The following is a 17,633-nucleotide window of genomic DNA, read 5'->3' as shown; positions in this document are numbered from 1 at the left end:
GGCAACTCGCGCACGGTGGCGCCCGGCGCGTCTCCCCCGGACTGCACGTGATCGCCGTACGGCCGGGCCGCCTTGCCTCCGGCGGCGAGGCGCACGGGCTCGCGCACCCACCGACAGGCTGGCGGGTTCGGGTACGGGTACGGGTACGGATTCCTTCGTGTCACGCGGCAGTTGAGGATCCGTCCGACGGGCAATGCGAGGCCGGACGCTGAACGGATCACGACACCGCGGGCTGCCACCGGAACGCTCCGCCGGGCCCTCGGGTCAGGCTTCCGTGGCCTCGGCGTACATCTGGGACAGCTCGGGAACGCCCTGTACGGCCCAGTCGAGGCCGGCCTCGACGACCGGGATCTCACGGCCCGAGGGGAGCCGGACGGCCGGACTGCCGCCGGGCCAGACGTGCCAGGAGGCGCCCGGCACCGTGCGCACCACGACGGTGCCGAGATAGAGACCGGCGTCGTTCCCGAGCCAGGGCAGCGACTCGGGGTCGTCGCGCCACAGCGGCAGAAGCTGGTCCAGGGCCACCAACGAGTCCGGCGTGTCGTCCAGTTCGAGACCGACGGCCGCGGCCTGGGAGCGGAGCAGTTCGCACTCCGAGAACAGCTCGGCCACACCCACCGGGTCGTCCTCGAAAGCCCTGGCGAGGGGACGGTCCCGCCGCACCGGCTGCCGTTTGAGCAGCTTGTCCAAGAAGGGGATGTTCATGACCGGCCTCTCCGTGGGGTGCGATCGTCGAAGCTCCGTGTTCCCGGTATGTGAACAAAATGTAGCTCGCGGCATTTCATCACGGAATCAGGCAAATCATGACGCCCTGAGGAACACGCCTCGGGTCTCCACCGGTTTCCCGAGTCGTCCATGGAGAAGGATGCCCGCAATCGCAAGGCCGAATGCCTGTGCCGGCCGCTCGGCCGTCACCCGCCGGGACGCGCCCGCCTAGGGTCTGTCGTTTGGATCAGGTGGCGTCGAGGAGCGGTGCCTTGTCGGCTGGGCCGAGCGGGGCAGGGTGCGTGCAGCTGCAAGGCGGAGGAGGGCGACGACGCGGAGCGTCGGCAACCGACGACAACGCCGCTGGGGGTCCCCCCTGCTCGCAGAGCTTGGGGGAGTGCGTGCCCTGCCCCGCGTCCCGCCGCATGATCCAAACGACAGGCCCTAGACGTCCAGGTCCACCACGACCGGCGCGTGGTCCGAGGCGCCCTTGCCCTTGCGCTCCTCGCGGTCGACGTAGGCGTCCTTGACCGCCGTCGAGAACGCCTCGTTGCCGTAGACGAGGTCGATGCGCATGCCGCGGTTCTTCGGGAAGCAGAGCTGGCGGTAGTCCCAGTACGTGTACGGGTGCTCGTACTTGAGCGGGCGCGGGACCACGTCCGTCAGGCCCTCCTCGCGCAGGGCGGCCAGTGCGGCACGCTCGGCCGGGGTGACATGGGTCAGGCCCTCGAACGCGGCCACGTCGTAGACGTCGTCGTCCGTGGGCGCCACGTTGTAGTCGCCCAGCACCGCGAAGGGGCGGCCGCCCGCCGCGTCGCCCGCCACCGCCGCTCCCAGGGCCTCGAACCACTGGAGTTTGTACGCGTAGTGAGCGTGGTCCACCTCGCGGCCGTTCGGCACGTACACCGACCAGACGCGGACCGGGCCGCAGGTCGCGGAGACGGCCCGGGGTTCCTCCACGCCCTCGTACACGGGACCGCCGGGCAGGCCCCTGACCACGTCCTCCAGGCCGACTCGGGAGATCACCGCCACGCCGTTCCACCGTCCCGTGGCGTGCACGGCCGCCTCGTATCCCAGCTCACGCAGTTGTTCGACCGGGAACTGCTCGGCGGCGACCTTGGCCTCCTGGAGGCACAGCACGTCCGTGCCGCTGCTCTCCAGCCAGGCCAGCAGCCTCGGGAGACGGGCGGTGATCGAGTTCACGTTCCAGGTGGCGATGCGCATGCCTCACAACCTACCGGGCGGGTACGACAACGGGTCCGCCGAAGACACTCCGCGACACTCCGCCCGCCCCTTCGCAGCCGGGGCGGGGCGGGAGCAGCACGGGTTCACGCACGGCCGGCTCAGATCTCCGCCGACGCTCCCGGCGTGAGCCGCAGATGCTCGGAGCCGCCGAGAGCGCCGATCTGGTGGTCGTAGATCGGCCGGGCGAGGTCCGTGAGCAGGGCGTCGTGGATGTCGTACGCGCGTTGCGGCTTGACCTCGCGGACGTACTCGATGACCTCGGAGATCTTGTTCCATGGAGCCATCACGGGGAGCATCAGCGTCTCGACCGGCTGGTCGGGGACGGTCAGGGCGTCCCCGGGGTGGAAGACGCGGCCGCCGTCGACGAGATAGCCGACGTTGGTGATGCGCGGGATGTCCGGGTGGATCACGGCGTGCAGTTCGCCGTGCACCTGGACGTCGAACCCGGCGGCGGTGAACGTGTCGCCGTGGCCGACGGTGTGCACCCGGCCGGGGAAGGCGGCGGAGACCTGCTCCGCCACCGACCGGAGCGTCCAGATCTCCGCCGCCGGGTTGGCCTCCATGCCGGCCCGGAGGCGGTCCTCGTTGAAGTGGTCGAGGTGCTCGTGCGTGACCAGGATCGCGTCCGCTCCGACGGCCGCGTCCTCCTCCGTGAAGGTCCCCGGGTCGATGACGAGCACACGCCCGTCCTTCTCGAGTCGAATGCAGGCATGCGACTTCTTCGTGAGCTTCATGGGTCCATCCTCCCCCTTCTCGGCACCGGGGAGGGCTGCCGAGAAGGGTGCTCCCACTACCAGGCTCAAGATCACTCCTGAGGTGTGGTCTCCTCCCGGATGACCTGCTGCGCCACCTTGAAGGCGCTGTTCGCCGCCGGCACACCGCAGTAGACAGCCGTCTGGAGCAGCACCTCCTTGATCTCCACCGGGGTGAGACCGTTGCGCAGGGCGGCGCGGGTATGGACGGCCAGCTCGTCGAGATGGCCGCCCGCGACCAGGGCGGTCAGCGTCACACAGCTGCGCGAACGCCGGTCGAGTCCGGGCCGGTCCCAGATCTCGCCCCACGCGTACCGGGTGACGAACTCCTGGAAGTCCCCGGAGAACTCGTCCGCCGAGGCCAGCGCCCCGTCCACGTGCGCGTCCCCCAGCACCTCGCGGCGCACCTTGATCCCGACGTCGTAGGGATCCTGCCACCCCATGGGCTCGGGCTCGACGGGGGCCGGGGCGATCTCGGCGAAGGGCCCGACGGGTGGCGGGGCCGCCTGCACGGGGTATGCCGGCGCGGCCGGGACCGCCATCTGTCCGGTGGACGAGTCGAAGGCGGGCAGCCAGGCGCTGGAGAAGTGCCGTACGAGCAGATCCGTGACGGCGGCGGGCTGCTCCACGGGAACCAGGTGCGAGGCACCGGGGACGACCGCGAGGCGGGCATCCGGTATTCCGGCGACCAGCGTGCGCGCCTCCGCCGGCCCGGTGACCTGGTCGTCGGAGCCGGCCAGGACGAGGGTGGGAACACCCACCATGCCCAGTTCGCCCCGCACGTCGAAGGCGGCGAGCGCCTCACAGGCCGCGATGTAGCAGCCGGGGTCGGTGGTGCGCACCATCTGCACGGCCCACTCGGTGATCGCGGGCTGGGCCGCCGCGAAACCGCTCGTGAACCAGCGTTCGGGCGCGGTGCGGGCGATCGGGTCCAGGCCGTTCGACCTCACGACCACCCCACGCTGACGGAACTCGTCGGCCGTACCGAAACGGGGCGAGGCCGCGATCAGCGCGAGGGAGGCCACGCGCTCGGGGCGGCGCAGCGCCAGTTCGAGCCCGATGGCCCCGCCGAACGCGCAGCCCGCGTACCCGAAATGCTGGATGCCGAGCCGGTCGAGGGTGGCCAGCAGCCGCCCGGCGAGCTCGGCCACCGATCCGGCCGGATACGCGGGCGCTCCGCCGTGTCCCGGCAGATCGAACCGGAAGATCCGCCAACTCTTCGCGAGCTCCGGGACCTGCCTGTCCCACATGTGCCAGGTGGTGCCGAGCGAGGGTCCGAGTATGAGGACCGGAGCATCTTCCGGGCCGTCGAGGCGGTACTGGAGGGCAGGGGTCTTCGTCTCACTCACCGCCCCACGCTAGCTTCCGGGCCCGTTCGGACGGAAATGGGGGCCGTTCGTCCACGGTGCCCCCACCAGGCCGCCACATGTGTACACACCATGGCAGGACCTCCGTCGATGGGCCCACTGGACCGGAAAGAAGCCGGAAAGGGGCTGGACCCGACCGAACCGGATCATGAATGAACGAATCGACTTCGGAAAGGAACAGCCAGGGACTGCTGGCAAACGGCTGACAACGACTGGGAACGGACCGTCCAGAAACCGCTCGGCACGCACAGGAACGACTCGGAGCGGCCGGTGCCCGTCCAGGTGGACGGGACCGGTGCCGGTGTCCGGGGCCGGTGTCCGGTGGTCGTGCCGGGACCGGTGGCCATGCCAGTGCCGGTGCGGGCCGGTGTCGGGGCCGACGCGCCGGTCCGGGGTGTCTCGTGTGGGTCAGAGCTCGTCCGGTGCGCCGAGGCCCGTCAGGGCGCCGACCGGGTCGAGGTCCGGGGTGCCGCGGGGCCACCAGTCGTCATGGCCCGGCTCGGACTCGTAGGCGTACCACAGCCCGTTGCGGCCGAGGCGGAGCTGGGCGTGGCCGCGCGGGTGGGTGAGGTGGTTGCGCCAGGGGCGGAAGGCCGGGAAGTCGGCGGCCATCAGCAGCGGCCGGGCCCGGTCGAACCGGCCCGCCGGGGGGTCCCAGGGGTCCTCGAGCACGGCGAGCGCCTCGAATCCGCCCTGGCGCCAGGCGGCGACCGCCCGTGCCAGATCGACCGAAGTACGGCCGGTCGCGGAGGCTAGTGATGAGTAGAGGGCGCGGGTGGCGGCCGTGAGCCCCGAGCCGGGGCGGGCCGCCGCGATGCGCACCGCGTCCTGCCAGAGCGTCAGTTCCGCGACCGGATCGCGGCCCGAGGTCAGCAGCGCGTACGCGCGAGCGGCGGCGTCCGTGGCCAACTGGTCCAGCGCGAAGGCGTCCGGGCCGCCCGGCACGCCCGGGTAGGCCGGCGGCTGCTCGGGATGCGCGGGCGGCGGCAGCGGAGCGGGCAGGGGCGGCAGCACGCGTCGTGCGAGGGCGTCACGGGCGCGTACGCCGGCCGGCTGTGCCGGTTCCCGGTCCTGGGCCGCGCGGGCCGCACGGGTGGCGTTGCGCCGGGACAGCGCGTCGAGCAGCTCGCGCTCGCCGCGGCCGCGCAACAGGAACAGGACGAACGGGTCCTGGTCCAGCAGCCGCGCCGTCTGGTAGCAGAGTGCGGCCGCGTGCTTGCAGGGGTGGCCGAAGTCCGGGCAGCTGCAGTGCGGTTCGAGCTCGCCGGGGCCGGGAAGCAGTTCGACACCGCAGTCCGCGAGCGACTTGGGCATCTCCTTGTCGAGCAGCGCCGCGATGTGTCCGGGCCTCTCGGCGGCGGCGTCGAGGAAACGGTCCCAGTCGCCGTCGGTCAGTGTCCGCACCCTGACCTGGACGCGGTACGGCCGCGGCCGGCTCCCGTGCACATAGGCGAGCACCAGACCCGGTGTGACGGTGACGGCGTCGACGTGGCCGTGCCCGGCGTACGTCCGCCCGCGCGCCAGCCGTGCCGCGTCGAGCGCCCCTTCCTCCAACGCCGTGACCCACTCGTTGCCCCACCATGTCTCCGCGAACCGGCCGCCCTCCTCCCGGGCCCGCGCGGCGAAGGCGGGGAAGGTCCGGCGCATGTCACCGTCACGGCCCGGGGATGCCATGGAACGAGGACGCCGCTCGGCGGGGACGGCCGGCTCCGGGTCTCGCGCCCCGGTGTTCGACGACGCGAAGGGCTCGGTGAAGGACTCGGGGAAGAGCTCGGGGGTGGGGACCTCGGAGGTGAAGGGCTCACGGCCGGGAGACCCTGCGGTGACGGGCTCGGTGGCCGCCCGCGCCTCGTTCTCGGGCGCGGGGTTCGCGGCGTGCACGGCGTCCGCGAGGTGCTCGGGACGCACGGCGTCGCCCGGGTGTACGGGGTGCGCGAACCGGCCGGGGTTCCGGTCGCGCGTCGCCTCGCCGGTGCCGTCGGCGGGGTGGGACGGCTGTCCGGGCCGGGCGGGGTCCGACGGCTGCTCGCCGGTGTCGGCGGTGACGTCCGGGGGCAGCCGGAAGGCGTTCGCGAGCAGATCGCGAAGGTCACGCTCCTGGGACGCCCGTTCCCTGGAGACGGAGCGCACGGGATCGTGTCGCCCCCGTGCACCGGCGCCGGATGTCCTGTCCGGCCGACGCCTCGGGCCGGCTCCCTTGCCGTCGGTGGTTCCCTCCCCGCTGCCGTCCGTCCCCTCGGACCGAAGCCGCCTCGCCTCGTCCCGTGCGGCACGCAGCGCCTCACGCGCGATGTCGCCGGGGCGGGCGCCTCCCTGGGGCCGCGCACCGGAACGACCGGTCGTGGCGGGCTCCCCGGACGCCGGATGCCCTGTCGGCGTCCCGTCGGAGCTCTTCCCCGGGCCGGCCTCGGCGGCATCCTCGTACGCCGGAAGCGCCGCGTCGTTGGCCGCCGCCCTTCGCAGAGCCTCGCGCGCCACGTCGCCCGGCCTCGCCCCCGGAGCGGACGCCCTCGGGAGCACCCCGGACGCCTGGGCCGCAGGGACCACCGTGGACGTCACGGGTGGCCCAGACGGCACAGATGGCGCAGACGGCATCGGCAGATCGGAGGGCGTGGACGACACGGACCCCGTGCCAGCCGCTGCCTCACGATCAACACCGGCACCGGCACCGGCACCAGCACCCGTGCCCAGGCCCGCACCCGCACCCGCACCCGCACCCGCACCCGCACCCGCACCCGCACCCGCACCCGCACCCGCATGATCGTCGGCCGCCGCGGCCAGCCGTGCGGCGCGCAATGCCCGACGGGCCTCGTCGGCGGGGCGGTCTCCGGTGACGGGACGGGGCAGTCCCGGTCCGGCGCCCTCGGCCTGTTCGCCGGCCTCGGTCCCGGGCACGCCGGGCTCCTCCGCCTCGGTCCCGCTCATGACGGCCTCCGGAGCGAGACGAGGTCCGACAGTTCGCGGTCGGTGAGCTCCGTCAGGGACGCCTCGCCGGAGCCGAGGATCGCTTCGGCGAGGGCCCGCTTCGCTTCGAGCATCTCGGCGATCCGGTCCTCGACCGTGCCCTCGGTGATGAGCCGGTGCACCTGGACGGGCTGGGTCTGGCCGATGCGGTAGGCGCGGTCGGTGGCCTGCTCCTCGACGGCGGGGTTCCACCAGCGGTCGAAGTGGACGACATGACCGGCGCGGGTGAGGTTCAGACCGGTGCCGGCGGCCTTGAGCGACAGCACCAGGACGGGGGTCTCCCCGCTCTGGAAGCGGTCCACCATGTGTTCGCGGTCGGCGACCGGCGTACCGCCGTGCAGGAGTTCGACCGGGACGGCGCGGGCGGTCAGATGGGCCGTGATGAGGCGGGCCATGCCGACGTACTGGGTGAAGACGATCGCCGAGCCGTCCTCGGCGAGCAGGGTGTCCAACAGCTCGTCGAGCAGGGCCAGTTTGCCCGAACGGGAGGGGGTCCCCTGTGCGGCCGCCCGCGCGTCCTCCTTCAGGAACAGGGCCGGGTGGTCGCAGATCTGTTTGAGGGAGGTCAGCAGCTTGAGGACCAGTCCCCGGCGGGCGATGCCGTCGGTGGTCTCGATCGCCAGCAGGGACTCGCGGACCACCGCCTCGTACAGGGAGGCCTGTTCGCGGGTGAGCGGGACGGGGTGGTCCGTCTCCGTCTTCGGCGGGAGTTCGGGGACGATGCCGGGGTCGGACTTCTTGCGGCGGAGCAGGAACGGGCGGATCAGCCGGGCGAGCCGGGCCACGGCCTCCTCGTCCTCGCCGTTCTCCACGGCGCGCGCGTGCCGGGCGCGGAAGGACTTGAGGGGGCCGAGCAGACCCGGGGTCGTCCAGTCCAGCAGAGCCCACAGTTCGGAGAGGTTGTTCTCCACGGGTGTGCCGGTGAGCGCGACGCGCGCGGGGGACGGGATCGTGCGCAGGGCCTTCGCCGTCGCCGAGTACGGGTTCTTGACGTGCTGCGCCTCGTCCGCGACGACCATGCCCCAGCGCTGTTCGGCGAGGTGGGTGGCGGCCGAACGCATCGTGCCGTACGTGGTGAGGACGAAGCCGCCGTCGAGACCGTCGAGGGTGCGGTCGGGGCCGTGGAACCGGCGCACGGGGACGCCGGGCGCGAAACGGGTGATCTCCCGCTGCCAGTTGCCGAGGAGCGACGCGGGGCAGACCACCAGCGTCGGTTCGCTGCGGGCCCGCTTCAGGTGGAGCGCGATAAGTGTGACGGTCTTGCCGAGGCCCATGTCGTCGGCGAGGCAGCCGCCGAGGCCGAGGGAGGTCATGAGGTCCAGCCAGGCGAGCCCGCGGAGTTGGTAGTCCCGCAGGCGGGCGTCCAGGCCGGGCGGGGGCTCGACGGGGGTCACGCCCGCCGTGAGGCGGTCGCGCAGGGTGGCGAGGGCCCCGACCGGGACCGCCTCGACGGTCTCCCCGTCGACCTCCGCGGTTCCGGTGAGCGCGACGGACAGGGCGTCCACCGGGTCGAGCAGGCCCAGTTCACGCTTGCGGGCCTTGCGGACGAGGGCGGGGTCGACCAGGACCCACTGGTCACGCAGTCGCACGACCGGCCGGTGGGCCTCGGCCAGCGCGTCCATCTCCGCCTCGCTGAGCGGATCTCCGCCGAGGGCCAACTGCCAGCGGAACTCGAGGAGTTCCTCGCTCTCGAAGAATCCGGTCCCGTCGGTCGCCGAACCGGGCGCGGGACGCACCACCGCGGCGGCGCTCAGGTCGTACGCCAGGTCCCGGGGCCAGTGCACGGCGACACCGGCGGCGCCGAGCCGGGTCGCCACGACCCCGAGCAGGTCCGACAGCTCGTCCTCGGAGAGGGCGAGCACATCGGGCACGTCCTGTTCGGACAGTCGGTCGAGGGGTGGCCAGACCCGGGCGGCGCGACGGACGGCGAGGGCGGCGTCGACGCGGGCGCGGGGTCCGAACACCGTGTCCGCGTCCCCGGCCCACAGGGCGGCCGCGTCGACGACGAGGGTGGGGTCGGCGAGGCTGTGCACCTGGACGACGGCGGCGCCCGCGCGCCGCGCTCCCTCGCCGTCGTCGAAGAGCTGGTGGGCGGAGAGGTCCAGGCGCAGCGAGATCCGTACGCCCGCGTCCATGCCGGCGGCGACCTCGGCGGCCCAGTCGTGGGCGCCGGTGAGCCGCTGCGGCTCGCGGGCCGCGAAGGGTTTGCCGCAGGTGTAGGGCGCGGCGGGGGTGCGGGGCAGGGTGTCGGCGACCGCGTCCAGGAAGGACCGCACCAGGGCTTCCGGTTCGGGCAGCCGGACCGGTCCCCTGCCGGGCAGGGGGACGGCGTGTCCCTCGTACGGGAGGGCCGCGGCGACGGACCGCAGGTGGGCGATGTCGTCCGGGTTCAGGGGACCCGCGCGCCAGGCGTCGAAGCCGTCGGGGGTGAGCCCGGGCAGCAGGCGGCCGCGGGCGACGAGGCGCAGCGCGTGCAGCGCGGCGGCGCCCCAGCACACGGTGGCGGGATGGGCTCCGGGGTCGTGCCGCGCCCCCGCGAGCACGGGCAGGGCTTCGCCGAGGGAGAGGATCAGGGCGGGGACGGTGCTCCTGCGGATGCCTGTGCCGTGCGGCCGTACGACCGTCAGTTCGGTGTGCTCGCGCAGTTCGGTGTGCTCGCGCGCGGACGTTCGCGTGCCGGGCGACGTCGCTCCGTCGGGGTGTTCCCCCGGCCGCGGGCCGTCCCCGTCGTCCTCGGCGGGCAGGGGTTCGCCCCGCGGGTCCCAGAACGCGACGCGTCCTTCGCGGGGCAGCGGCGCGGGCAGGAAGACGGCGGCGAGCCGCGCGGGGGGCGGCTGGTCGGCGGGCGGCCGCGTGAGGTCCCGCGGCCCGGGATCCGCCGTGGACACGGAGGATGCCCATGCCGAAGGCGCGCCCGCGGAAGGCACCCGCGCGGTCACCACTTCCGCCCTGTCCCGCATACGCCCGGTCACCTCCCGCCCGTCGGTCGAATCAGTTGTCTTCGACTCTACGGGCGGGGTCTGACAACCGGCTCCCACGACCGCGGCGGGCGGCGTCGGACCCGTCCGGGCAGGCCGGACCGGGCCGCGCCAGAACCGAAGTACGGGATCGTGAGCGGGACGGGCTACGGAATCGTGCGCGAGACGATGTACACCATGGGATGGTCCGTCCGGGAACCGTTCACGACGATGTCCTGGGTGGGTGCGGGGTCCTTCTGCTTGTGCACGAGTCCCCACCAGGGGCCGGGGCCCGTGAAGTCCCACCCGACGACCTTCTGATTGCGGTCGCTGATGGTGATGTGGTCCTTCTTCAGGGCGGAACGGCTCGTGCCGACGCCCTTGAGGAAGGCGTCGAGACCCGCCTGGGTGGTGCCGAACTGGACGTACAGCCGGCTGGTCTTCCAGTTGTTCGTCTCGTAGTACGCGACGTCGGTCGATTTGCCGGGGATGGGCACCTGGTAGAGACGGCGCTGGACGCGCGAGGGCCAGCCCGAGGTGAGGCCGGTCGCCGAGTACTTCTCCTCCTTGTCCTTGCCGCTGTTGCGGCTCTGGTCGGCGGAGATCACCAGGTAGCCGGCCGGGACGCCGATGAGCAGCACGATGATCAGCAGGGTCAGCGCGCGGCGGCGGAACTTGTGGCGCGGGTCCTCGGGCGGCCGCCGGGGCTCGTCCGGGGATGTCGCCTGACGAGGGAGCGAGGCGGTCACCGGGACTCCTGCTGCGTCGTGCGGCGGGTCTCGGCGTAGCGCTCGTACCGTTCGTAGCGCTCCACTCGGCGCCGCTTGGCGCGCCGGAACCGGCGGGCGACGAGCCGCGCGAGGTCGGCGGCCCCGACCATGCCGGCCTCGGGGCCGAGCTGGGCGCGCGCGATCCGTGCCTCGGGGCGGTAGCCGCGGCCCGTGAGGTGCCTGCGGAAGGCGTCGCGGGCGGGGCCGATCAGCAGGTCGTCGGCCGCGCTCACGCCGCCGCCGATGACGAAGCAGGAGGGGTCCAGGGCGGCGGCCAGGTTGGCGATGCCGACGCCGAGCCACTGACCGATGTCCTGGAGGAGTTCGACGCACATGGCGTCGCCCTCGCGTGCCAGCTCGGTGATCATCGGGCCGGTGATGTCCCCGATGTTGCCCTTGACGTGCTCGATGATCCCGAAGGCCACCGGGGAGTCGGCCGCGGCGAGTTCACGGGCCTCGCGGACGAGTGCGTTGCCGGAGCTGTACTGCTCCCAGCAGCCGCGGTTGCCGCACGGGCAGCGGTGGCCGCCAGGCACGACCTGCATGTGGCCGAACTCTCCGGCGACCCCGAACTTGCCACGCTTGACCTGGCCGTCCTCCAGGATCGCGCCCCCGATGCCGGTGCCGAGCGTGATCATCACGAGGTGGTCCTCGCCGCGTCCGGCGCCGAAGCGCCACTCGGCCCAGGCGGCGGCGTTGGCGTCGTTGTCGACCAGGACCGGCACCGCGAGCCGCCCGGCGAGGCGATCGCGCAGCGGTTCGTTGCGCCAGGACAGGTGGGGGGCGAACAGGATGCGGCTGCGCTCGGCGTCGACCCAGCCGGCCGCGCCGATGCCGACGGCGTGCACGTCGTGCCGGTCGGAGAGGTCCAGCACCAGCTCGACGATGGTGTCCTCGACGACCTTGGGGCTCTTGGACTTGTCCGGCGTCTCGGCGCGGACCTTCTCCAGGATGTTGCCGTCGGCGTCCACCACACCCGCCATCACCTTCGTGCCACCGATGTCGATGCCGACGGTGGGGACGCGGGGTGCCGTCAGATGGGAACGGCGCTCGCGTGTGCCCACGGTCCGCAGGACGGTGGCCCGCGCGGAGCCGATGGGGGTGCCCCCCGCGCGAGCGGAGCCGAGAGCTCGGGGCAGCGCGAGGTCGCGGTAGGTGCTCATCGCGCCGATTCTGCCTTACGCCGCACCGGGGCCGCACCGTGGAAGCGCGGTGACACATGTGACGTGTGGGTCGTCTGTGACGTGTCCCGGCCGACCCGCGCGGCCGGCCGGGTCACGGTCCCGCGCCCGTCACAGGGCCCGGTTCTCCAGCTCGTGCCGCAGGTCGTCCAGCTCGCTTCCGCCCGCCATCTGGCGCGTCAGCTCGTCCAGCGTGATCCCGTCCCGGGCGTAGCTGCCCGACATGGTGCCGCGCTTCAGCAGGACGAAACGATCACCCACGAGATAAGCGTGATGCGGATTGTGGGTGATGAACACAACACCCAGTCCGGCGTCTCGTGCGGCGGCCACATATTTGAGGACCACACCGGACTGCTTCACACCAAGGGCGGCGGTGGGCTCGTCGAGCACGAGGACCTTGGCGCCGAAATGGACGGCGCGGGCGATGGCCACACACTGGCGCTCACCTCCGGAGAGGGTGCCGATCGGCTGGTCGACGTCGCGCAGGTCGATGCCCATCCGCAGGAGTTCCGCGTGGGTCGTGCGCCGCATGTGGTCGACGTCGAGGTGCTTGAACGGGCCGAAGCCCTTCCGGGGCTCGGAGCCGAGGAAGAAGTTCCGCCAGACCGGCATCAACGGGACGACGGCGAGGTCCTGGTAGACGGTGGCGATACCGCGGTCCAGGGCCTGACGCGGGGACGACAGCCGGGTCTCCTCGCCCTCGACGCGCAGGATGCCCCCGTCGTGCTGATGACGACCCGCGATGATCTTGATGAGGGTGGACTTGCCCGCGCCGTTGTCGCCGAGCACACAGGTGATGTCGCCCGCGTGGACCTCCAGCGAGACACCTTCGAGGGCGCGGATGTTGCCGTAGTACTTGCTGACGTCATCGAGCTCGACGAGCGCCGGACGCTCCACGGCGGCGAGTTCCCCGGTCATGTCGCTCTCCGTCGTCACTTCGTCGCCTCCGCGCGCTTGCGGACCCAGTGGTTGAGCAGGGTCGCGAGGAGCAGCATCACGCCCAGGAAGAACGTGAACCAGTCCGGGTTCCATTCGGCGAAGACGATGCCCTTGCTGACCATTCCGAAGATCAGCGCGCCCACGGCGGCGCCGATCGCGGAGCCGTAGCCGCCGGTGATCAGACAGCCGCCGATGACGGCCGCGATGATGTAGATCAGTTCGTTGCCGACGCCCTCGCCGGACTGCACGACGTCGAACGAGAACAGCAGATGCTGGCCGGAGATCCAGGCGCCGAAGGCGACGCCCATGTAGAGGCCGATCTTGGTCTTGCCTACCGGGACGCCGACCGCGCGGGCCGCCTCCTCGCCGCCGCCGACGGCGTAGATCCAGTTGCCGACGCGGGTGCGCAGCAGGATCCAGGTGGCCACGGCGACCAGGACCAGCCACCACAGGATGGTGATCTTGAAGTCGACACCGCCGATGGTGATCGTCGAGGCGAAGACGTCCTTGGCGGAGGAGAAGCCCTCCATGTCGGAGATCGACTTGGTGGAGACCGTGCCGCTGATCAGCTTGGTGAAGCCGAGGTTCATGCCGGTCAGCATCAGGAAGGTGCCGAGCGTGATGATGAAGCTCGGCGGGTCGGTACGGGTCAGCATGACGCCGTTGAAGACGCCGATCGCGAGGGTGGCGAACAGCGAGACGACCACACCGACCCAGACGTTCGCCGTCATCTGGTAGCTGAACATCGACGAGATCAGCGCGGAGCTGGTCACCATGACGCCCGCGGAGAGGTCGAACTCGCCGCCGATCATCAGCAGCGCGACCGGGACGGCCATGATGCCGATGGTCGAGGCCGAGTACAGGACGGTGCTGAGGCTCGCGGCCCGTACGAAGCTGTCCGCGAAGACCGCGAAGAAGAGGAAGACCGCGACGGCGCCGACCACGGAGCCCAGCTCGGGGCGGCTCAGCAGCTTGCGCAGCGGCGAGGTCTTCAGGAGGCGCTCGTCGGTCTCGGGGCCGGGCGCCGGCGCGGGTGCCGTGGCGGTCATCGGGTCCCCCGGTCCGCGTACCGCTGCAGCTCGGCGGCCTGGTCCTTGGTGATGATCTGCGGTCCGGTCAGGACGGGCTTGCCGCCTCCGAGGACGTCGGCGTTGTACCTGTGGAGCCAGAGCAGGTCCACGGCCTCGTAGCCCTGGAGCCAGGGCTGCTGGTCGACGGCGAAACCGAGGGTGCCGTCCTTGAGCTCGGCGGCGACCTTGGCGTTCAGGTCGAAGGTGTCGACCTCGGCCTTGCTGCCCGCGTCCTGCCTGGCCTTGACCGCGGTGTCCGCGAAGGGCGCGCCGAGCGTGACGACCGCGTCGATCGACGTGTCGGCCTGGAGCTTGGCGCCGATGGAGGACTGGACGTCGGGCATGTTGGTGCCGGTGACGTAGAGGTTCTCCACGGTCCCGTCGAACGTCTTCTTCATGCCCGCGCAGCGCTGCTCGTGCCCGACGTTGCCCTGCTCGTGCAGGACGCACAGGGCCTTCTTGCGGCCCCGCTTGTTCAGCTCGTCACCGACGGCCTCACCGGCGATCGTCTCGTCCTGGCCGATGTGGGTGAGCGCGCCGAAGGCCTTGGACTCCGCGGAGCCGGAGTTCACCGTGATCACCGGGATGCCGGCCTTGCGGGCGCGCGCGACGGCGGCCTTCATGGCGTCGGGCTTGGCCAGCGTGACGATGATGCCGTCGACCTTCTTGTCGACGGCGGCGTCCACGAGCTGCGCCTGCTGCTGGGCCTCGTCGTCGTGCGAGTACAGGAAGTTGATGTTGTCCTTGACGGCGGCCTGCTTGGCGCCGTTCTGGACGATGTCCCAGAAGGTGTCGCCGTCTCCCGAGTGGGTGATCATCGCGAAGGTCCACCGGGGCGTGTTCACCGCGGCCCTGCCCTGGGCCGCCGCCGCCTTGCGGGCATCCTCGGCTCGCTTCCCCCCGGTGCTGCTGCACCCCGCGAGGGACGCTGTCAGCGCCCCCGCCAGCGCGATGCCCACCCAGGTCCGTGTCCGTGCCACGAGGCCGTGCCCTTCTTGCCGTGCTCTTGGTGTGCCGGGCCGTGAGGACCGGCCCGGGGGCCCTCCCGCGGGCCCTTGAGGGCCGGTTTCGTACCGGCCCAAACGGCCAAGTATCGATCATCGGGATCATCCGCCCAAATCACGGCTCCCGCGCGCGGCAGGACAGGCCTCGACGACGCTCGACGGCCGCGCGGAAGACGGACCGTCGGGTCAGGGGCGTACGAGGAGCTGGAACTCGAAGGAGTAGCGCGAGGCGCGGTAGATGTGGGAGCCGAACTCGACGGCGCGGCCGGTGTCGTCGAAGGTGGTGCGCTGCATGGTGAGGACGGGGGCCCCGGCCGGCTCGCCGAGCCGCTCGCCCTCGTCCGCGCTGGCCGCGCGGGCGCCGACGGACTGGCGGGCGCTGTGGAGGGTGATGCCGGCGCCGCGCATCAGCCGGTACAGGCCGGTGGCCTCCATGCGCTCGTTGTCGAGTTCCAGCAGCTCGGGGGGCAGGAAGTTGCACAGGTACGCCATCGGCTCACCGTGCGCGAGACGCAGTCGTTCGACACGGTGGACCTCGCTGCCCTCGGTCACCCCGAGGGCGGCCGCGACCTCGGTGGACGCCGGTTCGACGGTGTTGACGACCACCTGGGTCGCGGGGCACTGGCCGGCCGACTCCAGGTCGTCGTAGAGGCTGCTGAGTTCCAGGGGGCGCTTGACCTGGCTGTGCACGACCTGGGTGCCGACGCCTCGGCGCCGCACGAGGAGCCCCTTGTCGACGAGGGACTGGATGGCCTGGCGGACCGTGGGGCGGGACAGCCCGAGCCGCGCGGCGAGCTCGATCTCGTTGCCGAGCAGGCTTCCCGGGGTCAGGACTCCGTGTTCGATGGCGGCCTCGAGCTGCTGCGACAGCTGGAAGTACAGCGGGACCGGACTGGTGCGGTCGACGCTGAGCTGGAGCGACACGGTCGGATCCACAACTGGTTTGGCCACGGATCGAGCGTAGCTCCGGGAGATGTTGACGGGAAGTTGTGAAGTTCGATTGTCCGGACAAACCATTGACAGCGTGACGGGTCGCCCCTCAGTTTGTTCCCATGCGCATCGGACTCATCGGAGCGGGCCGTATCGGTACATTTCATGCGGCCACTCTCAGCCGCCACCGTGAGGTCGGCGGCTCTCTCATCGTCACGGACGCGGATCCCGCACGGGCTCAGCGGCTGGCGGACCGGCTGGGCGCGACGGCGGCGCCCACCGTGAACGAGATCTTCACCTGGGGCGTGGACGCGGTGGTCATCACGGCCGCCACCTCGGCCCACGCCGAACTGATCGGCCGGGCGGCGCGCTCCGGGCTCCCGGTCTTCTGCGAGAAGCCCATAGCCCTCGATCTGGCGGGGACACTGTCCGCGCTCGCCGAGGTGGATGCCGCCGGAACGGTTCTGCAGATGGGATTCCAGCGCCGCTTCGACGTGGGCTACACGGCCGCCCGCGAGGCGGTGCGCTCGGGCCGGCTCGGCCGGCTACACACCGTACGCGCGATGACGTCGGACCAGTCGCCGCCCCCGGCCGACTACCTCCCGCTCTCCGGAGGGCTCTACCGCGACTGTCTGATCCACGACTTCGACATGCTGCGCTGGGTCAGCGGCCGTGAGGTCGTCCAGGTGTACGCGACCGGCTCCGACGCCGGGCCCTCGATGTTCCGCGAGGCGAACGACATCGACACCGGGGCGGCCGTCCTCACCTTCGACGACGGCATGCTCGCGACGGCGACGGCCACCCGCATGAACGGCGCGGGCTACGACGTCCGCATGGAGCTCTCCGGCGAGCTGGACCAGATCGCCGTCGGCCTGGACGACCGTACGCCGATCGCCTCGACCGAACCTGCCGGACCGCCGCCCGCGGACAAACCGTGGACGGGCTTCCTGGAACGCTTCGGCCCCGCGTACGAGGCGGAGCTCGCCGCGTTCGTGGAGGTGGTCCGCGGCGAGCGCGCCAACCCCTGCGACGGCCGCGAGGCACTGGAGGCGCTGCGCATCGCCGAGGCCTGCGAACTGTCGCGGCGCGAGCGACGCGCGGTCTCCCCGGCGGAGATCCCGGGCGGCAGGCTCTGAGCCGGGGCGCACACCGCGCCCCCACTGGACCCCTTTCCCCCGGCTCTCTCCCTCCGCCGCGAGGGGCGGGCAAGAACGGGGAGTGAGTGCGTCATCGCTGGCCGTCGAGGAGCCGGACCGCCGGGGTCTCGCGGTCGACCGCGAGCAGCCCGTCGCAGTGCTTGCACCTCAGGTGGTACGGCCGCACCAGGTTGGTCTGGATGCTGCCGGTCCCCGACTCGTTCGCCTCCGGGCAGTGATAGGCGAGGTGCAGCCGAACCCAGGGGTGACTGGTGGGCGCGGCGGCCTTCCGGTCGTCCCGGGTGTCGGTGAAGGGCGCCCACCAGAAGTCGACCAGGGCACGGACCGCGAGCCGGTCCCCGCCGCTCGTCGTGTCGAACCCGGCGATCCTGCCCGCGGTGCGGTGGCTCTGGAATCCACTGCGGCTGCCGGAGCACTGGGCCTGCTCGGCGCCGCGCTCGAACACCGTCGTCCGCCCGGTCCGCTCGCAGATGAAGCAGTCGAGGGTGAACTCCAGCCGGGAACGCCAGTAGAGCTGATGGCGGGTGTTCTCAAGGCCGGTCAGCTCCGCGGTGATCTCCGCCGTACGCAGCACGGGCAACGCTCCTCCCAC

14 protein-coding genes are annotated in these 17,633 nt (G+C 72.0%); 1 reads left to right on the top strand and 13 read right to left on the bottom strand.

Going from position 1 to position 17,633, the window contains the following annotated elements; translation table 11 throughout:
• Nucleotides 1–264 precede the first annotated feature (264 nt).
• From OG410_RS32770 to OG410_RS32715, 12 genes are all read right to left on the bottom strand, one after another.
• Complete coding sequence (locus OG410_RS32770) at nucleotides 265–705, bottom strand: DUF6278 family protein (protein WP_329302409.1); 441 nt, start codon at nucleotides 703–705, stop codon at nucleotides 265–267.
• A gap of 444 nt (nucleotides 706–1,149) precedes the next feature.
• Nucleotides 1,150–1,929 carry an exodeoxyribonuclease III gene (locus OG410_RS32765; protein WP_329302408.1) on the bottom strand — a complete coding sequence of 260 codons (780 nt, stop codon included), beginning with the start codon at nucleotides 1,927–1,929 and terminating at the stop codon, nucleotides 1,150–1,152.
• 119 nt (nucleotides 1,930–2,048) lie between these two features.
• Complete coding sequence (locus OG410_RS32760) at nucleotides 2,049–2,684, bottom strand: MBL fold metallo-hydrolase (protein ID WP_329302407.1); 636 nt, start codon at nucleotides 2,682–2,684, stop codon at nucleotides 2,049–2,051.
• A gap of 71 nt (nucleotides 2,685–2,755) precedes the next feature.
• The gene (gene pcaDC, locus OG410_RS32755; RefSeq protein WP_329302406.1) at nucleotides 2,756–4,051 is read right to left on the bottom strand and encodes a bifunctional 3-oxoadipate enol-lactonase/4-carboxymuconolactone decarboxylase PcaDC; all 1,296 of its coding nucleotides are present in this window, start codon (nucleotides 4,049–4,051) and stop codon (nucleotides 2,756–2,758) included.
• A gap of 426 nt (nucleotides 4,052–4,477) precedes the next feature.
• Nucleotides 4,478–6,664 (bottom strand): SWIM zinc finger family protein, encoded by a 2,187-nt coding sequence (locus tag OG410_RS32750; protein WP_443063923.1) that lies wholly within the window; start codon nucleotides 6,662–6,664, stop codon nucleotides 4,478–4,480.
• A 326-nt stretch (nucleotides 6,665–6,990) separates the two neighbouring features.
• On the bottom strand, nucleotides 6,991–10,005 hold the full coding sequence (locus OG410_RS32745) for an SNF2-related protein (RefSeq protein ID WP_443063824.1): 3,015 nt from the start codon (nucleotides 10,003–10,005) through the stop codon (nucleotides 6,991–6,993).
• 152 nt (nucleotides 10,006–10,157) lie between these two features.
• Entirely contained in the window at nucleotides 10,158–10,739 is a 582-nt protein-coding gene (locus OG410_RS32740; RefSeq protein ID WP_329302403.1) for a sugar kinase, read from the bottom strand.
• Nucleotides 10,736–11,923, bottom strand: a complete 1,188-nt coding sequence (locus OG410_RS32735) for an ROK family glucokinase (protein ID WP_328446601.1) — start codon at nucleotides 11,921–11,923, stop codon at nucleotides 10,736–10,738. The genes OG410_RS32740 and OG410_RS32735 overlap by 4 nt, the downstream gene beginning before the upstream one ends.
• Nucleotides 11,924–12,052: 129 nt before the next feature.
• Nucleotides 12,053–12,859 (bottom strand): ATP-binding cassette domain-containing protein, encoded by an 807-nt coding sequence (locus tag OG410_RS32730; RefSeq protein WP_329304315.1) that lies wholly within the window; start codon nucleotides 12,857–12,859, stop codon nucleotides 12,053–12,055.
• A 14-nt stretch (nucleotides 12,860–12,873) separates the two neighbouring features.
• Nucleotides 12,874–13,929, bottom strand: a complete 1,056-nt coding sequence (locus tag OG410_RS32725) for an ABC transporter permease (RefSeq protein ID WP_329302402.1) — start codon at nucleotides 13,927–13,929, stop codon at nucleotides 12,874–12,876.
• A complete protein-coding gene (locus OG410_RS32720; RefSeq protein ID WP_329302401.1) occupies nucleotides 13,926–14,930 on the bottom strand; it encodes a sugar ABC transporter substrate-binding protein in 1,005 nt (334 codons plus the stop codon). The genes OG410_RS32725 and OG410_RS32720 overlap by 4 nt, the downstream gene beginning before the upstream one ends.
• Before the next feature lie 210 nt (nucleotides 14,931–15,140).
• On the bottom strand, nucleotides 15,141–15,878 hold the full coding sequence (locus OG410_RS32715) for a GntR family transcriptional regulator (RefSeq protein WP_329304314.1): 738 nt from the start codon (nucleotides 15,876–15,878) through the stop codon (nucleotides 15,141–15,143).
• 128 nt (nucleotides 15,879–16,006) lie between these two features.
• On the opposite strand from OG410_RS32715, the gene OG410_RS32710 reads away from it, so the two are divergent.
• Nucleotides 16,007–17,020 carry a Gfo/Idh/MocA family protein gene (locus OG410_RS32710; protein WP_329302400.1) on the top strand — a complete coding sequence of 338 codons (1,014 nt, stop codon included), beginning with the start codon at nucleotides 16,007–16,009 and terminating at the stop codon, nucleotides 17,018–17,020.
• 91 nt (nucleotides 17,021–17,111) lie between these two features.
• Here the strand turns inward: OG410_RS32710 and OG410_RS32705 are convergent, their stop codons facing one another.
• A complete protein-coding gene (locus OG410_RS32705) occupies nucleotides 17,112–17,615 on the bottom strand; it encodes a hypothetical protein (protein WP_329302399.1) in 504 nt (167 codons plus the stop codon).
• Between the last annotated feature and the right edge of the window lie 18 nt (nucleotides 17,616–17,633).

The sequence above is a fragment of the Streptomyces sp. NBC_00659 genome (genome assembly GCF_036226925.1).
Lineage (GTDB): Bacteria > Actinomycetota > Actinomycetes > Streptomycetales > Streptomycetaceae > Streptomyces.
This window is presented reverse-complemented; position numbering and strand designations above follow the sequence as displayed.

Excerpts from the sequence above, each read along its gene's own strand:
- OG410_RS32770 (WP_329302409.1), bottom strand. The coding sequence starts at position 705 with ATGAACATCCCCTTCTTGGACAAGCTGCTCAAACGGCAGCCGGTGCGG.
- OG410_RS32765 (WP_329302408.1), bottom strand. The coding sequence starts at position 1,929 with ATGCGCATCGCCACCTGGAACGTGAACTCGATCACCGCCCGTCTCCCG.
- OG410_RS32760 (WP_329302407.1), bottom strand. The coding sequence starts at position 2,684 with ATGAAGCTCACGAAGAAGTCGCATGCCTGCATTCGACTCGAGAAGGAC.
- OG410_RS32750 (WP_443063923.1), bottom strand. The coding sequence starts at position 6,664 with ATGCCGTCTGCGCCATCTGTGCCGTCTGGGCCACCCGTGACGTCCACG.
- OG410_RS32735 (WP_328446601.1), bottom strand. The coding sequence starts at position 11,923 with ATGAGCACCTACCGCGACCTCGCGCTGCCCCGAGCTCTCGGCTCCGCT.
- OG410_RS32730 (WP_329304315.1), bottom strand. The coding sequence starts at position 12,859 with ATGACCGGGGAACTCGCCGCCGTGGAGCGTCCGGCGCTCGTCGAGCTC.
- OG410_RS32725 (WP_329302402.1), bottom strand. The coding sequence starts at position 13,929 with ATGACCGCCACGGCACCCGCGCCGGCGCCCGGCCCCGAGACCGACGAG.
- OG410_RS32710 (WP_329302400.1), top strand. The coding sequence starts at position 16,007 with ATGCGCATCGGACTCATCGGAGCGGGCCGTATCGGTACATTTCATGCG.